The 3,642-nt window shown below is 49.5% G+C and carries 2 protein-coding genes and 1 pseudogene; all 3 read left to right on the forward strand.

Annotated features, from left to right (window positions below; all coding sequences use genetic code 11):
- Positions 1-273, forward strand: a pseudogene (locus LKK83_RS02770) (multidrug ABC transporter permease); the annotation flags it as partial.
- 482 nt (positions 274-755) lie between these two features.
- Positions 756-2,783 (forward strand): HlyD family efflux transporter periplasmic adaptor subunit, encoded by a 2,028-nt coding sequence (locus tag LKK83_RS02775; RefSeq protein ID WP_324629285.1) that lies wholly within the window; start codon positions 756-758, stop codon positions 2,781-2,783.
- Between the two features lie 45 nt (positions 2,784-2,828).
- On the forward strand, positions 2,829-3,215 hold the full coding sequence (locus LKK83_RS02780; protein WP_324629286.1) for a HetP family heterocyst commitment protein: 387 nt from the start codon (positions 2,829-2,831) through the stop codon (positions 3,213-3,215).
- Positions 3,216-3,642 lie beyond the last annotated feature (427 nt).

The raw sequence follows: 3,642 nt of genomic DNA on the forward strand, positions 1-3,642 counted from the left end.
CGGGCGTTGTTGGGCAATCCGCAGATTTTAATTTTGGATGAGGCGACCAGTTCTCTGGATACCGAGTCGGAACGTCGGTTCCAGCAAAATCTGGAGCGGATTCGTCGCGATCGCACCACGTTTATCATCGCCCACCGTCTTTCTACGGTGCGAAATGCAGACTGTATTTTGGTGCTCGATCGCGGTCTGTTGGTGGAGCAAGGCTCCCATGCGGAACTGATGAATCTGGGAGGATTGTACTATCACCTGGCGCAGCAACAGCTCGACCTTTAAGTGGATTTTCCAAACTGGGGTAAGGGCTGGATCCTGGGGCAAAACCCTTCTCATGGCTTCCGCATCTTTTTGCCTTTGCCCCATTTTTGCCTAAATTGGGGGTCTCACCCCCTCATCATATACCGTGAAAATACGGTATGACCGTAGTGGCCTGCTTTACCAAATCTTTAAAAAACTGACAAATTAGGGGGAATTTTACCGAGTTTTGTAAAAAAACGATAAAGTTGGTAACAAAATTGCCAATTTGGCAAACAGACATGATAGCTTAGGTTAGTATGTCCACGTAAGTGTTTACCGAAGCTCGGTACCGTTGGCTTTCCCAAAATTTATTATCGACTCTCTGCAATTTCAGTGTTTCTACTTAGAGGAGGAGGCTGAAACCCTAGCGAAACCACCCCTGGCTTACCCAGACACACCACAACGGATCTCGAGTTTTGAACATCACCGTTTGAGGGAACTACTCGCCCAAGGAAAATCGAGTTATGACTTTCAAGACCGAAACTGGTGATTCCAGTGTTGAAAAGGAAACCCTATGGAGTCAGCAAAACTCCTCCCGGGATCCTCATCTATTGCACCGGGAACCTCCCTCGCGCGATCGCCGTGACATGAACCTGTGGGATAGGGCGGCTTCTATCTATGGCGGTGTGGCCACTTCCGCGAACCCTCGGCGTGGGGTTGTACCCTCTGTCTCGGACTCTGAGGCCCCCTCGGCACCGGATGAGAATGAGTCCCTGTGGTCTCCTTGCGTCCATAGCTTGCTGGAAAAACCCCCCGCCGCTTTTGGACGTCAGGTCCTCTTGGGCGGAATGGTGTTTTGTGTGGCGTTTGGTGCCTGGGCGTGGTTCGGTCGGATTAATGAGGTGAGTCACGCTCACGGGGAACTGGTACCGCAAGGAAATGTATATCAAGTCCATTCCGCGAACATGGGTAAGGTGGCGAAAATCGCCGTGGAAGAAGGGGATCGGGTGAAAAAGGGAACGCCGATCGCTGAATTGGAAACGGACCTGGAAGCTACAGAAGTTCAGCGTCTGGAAGAACAATTGGCAATTGCCCAAATGCAGTTGGCGCAAAAGCAGAATTTGAGCGAACAAATTCGGTTGTCGGCTAAAACTCAGGCGGCGATCTCTCAGGCGGAGATCGAGGCGCAGCAAGTGGCGATCGCTCAAGCGGAACAAACTGTATCCACGACTACGGAAATTCTGGCACAATTGCAAGCGGATGAAGTGGCACTCCAAACCCGGCGCGATCGGCTCCAACCCCTGGCACAGCAAGCGCAAGAGTTGATGGAGCAACTAGAGGCAGATGTAGCCGCACAGAAGGAACGGGGTGAGATTGTCGAGCCGCTGCAAGAGAAAACTGAGGCGCTGATTGCCCAATTAGAAGCGGATGTACAGGCTCAGCACCAACGACAGGAAATTGTCGCACCTATGCAGGAACAAACCCAACAGCTCATCGAGCAGTTAACAGTAGATGTGGAGGCACAAAAGGAGCGCATCGCTCGGTTAAAGCCGTTGGTGGAAGAAGGTGCGGTATCGCAAGAGCGGTTGTTTCAAGCACAGCAAGCTCTGCGCGATCGCGAAAATGCTCTGCTCAGAGCGCAAATGGCAGACAAGACTCGGGCGCGGGAACAAGTGTTTGAGGCTCAGCAAGCTCTGCGCGATCGGCAAACGGTTCTGCTGCGATCGCAAATTTCTGAGACGACTCGGGCGCGGGAACAGGTGTTTGAGGCTCAGCAAGCTCTGCGCGATCGGCAACATGCTCTGCTGCGATCGCAAATTTCTGAGGCAACTCTGGCTCGGGAACGTTTATTTGAAGCGGAGCGTTCCCTACAGGCCCAGCGCGAAAAAATTACCGACACTCGCGGAAAGCTCGCACAAGCTAACGCTGAATTAAATCGATTGCAAGCACAACTACAGCAAAAGCTCGCCGAAGCGGAAAGCGCTCAGCTCGAATCACAGCAGCAAGGCGATCGCCTGCAACTCGAAATCTCTGAACTCGAAGGCAGAATTTCTGACACTAAAAATCGCCTCGAAAGTGCCAAAACCAAGTTAAAAGAACGCTTTCTCTATGCACCGGTTGATGGGATGGTGCTTTCTCTGGAAGTCAGTAACACCGGCGAAGTGCTTCAACCGGGGGCAACGATTGCCGAAATTGCTCCGGAAAATGCACCCCTGGTTCTTTCCGCCCGGGTGCCTAATCGGGAAGCCGGTTTTATCAAAACCGATATGGAGGTTCAGGTGAAGTTTGATGCCTATCCTTATCAGGAATACGGCATCATCTCCGGTAAAGTGACTTCGGTTTCTCCCGATGCCGAGGTCGATGAAAAATTGGGCATGGTTTACAAAACTGAAATTACTTTAGAACGGAATTATGTTATCGAAAATGGAGAAAAAATTTACTTCAAGCCGGGACAAACTGCCAATGCAGATATCATTATTCGCGATCGCCGCATTGCCGATCTGTTTTTAGATCCGATCCGGCAGCTCAAAGAAGGTGGAATCAATTTCTAAACTGTCATTATTTCCTATACCATACCATACCCAGGAGACATCAACATGAATTATCACGTACCTGCTACGAGCAAACTGGACAAGGTAATGACTCAAGAACAATTCGATCTGATTGTGGATGCTATCTTGGCCGGCAAATATTCTTGGGCTTGCGTCCTCATTCTGCGCGTTGGAGGATACAATCCCCTCCACTACATTCCTTATCGGACTTACAACCGATTGATGAAGCAACACCGCAAAGAACGCCAAGAAAATGAAAACCGCAAACCGGATGAGTGCTCGGAGAATCGCCAACCCAGCTCCCAATCCCGGATTAAAGATATTCCCTATCTAGAAGCGGTGGACGTACACCAGAAAAATGTACGCGGCGGTTATGGAGCCTATGTCAATTGTAATTGCTCTCTCGACTCCCACTCGATCCGGTATTGGTAAGGGTCTTAGTTGTTCTTTATTTTTGGCCGATTGCTAGGGGTTATTTTCCCTCTCTCGATAACAAACCTCTCTTAAATTAATTTTTTCTGGCTGTCTAATTTTTCTCAAATTAGGCAGGTTTTTATTTGGTCGCTCCTTTCCCTGGGCTTTGGACGACGATTTTTCTATCAATTGTCAGCTAAACTGAGTCTTAATCCTGGTTCCAGCGACGGGTCATCTACCGAGATTCAGAACGGGGTAGTGCCTTGTCCCTGGGCGCGATCGCTATCCGGCATTTTATTAAAAAATGCGGTTTTTGCAACTATCATTTGTTTAATAAATAAAAGATTTTCCCTCGTTCAGCCCCACTAAAATCGCCGAAACAAACTTGCCAGTTTGGCAACTCAAACCGAAAGTTACTCGCTAATATAGACCCAGTAACACCGGA

Origin of the sequence: Phormidium sp. CCY1219, from assembly GCF_035615515.1 — a bacterium.
GTDB lineage: Bacteria > Cyanobacteriota > Cyanobacteriia > Cyanobacteriales > Laspinemataceae > CCY1219.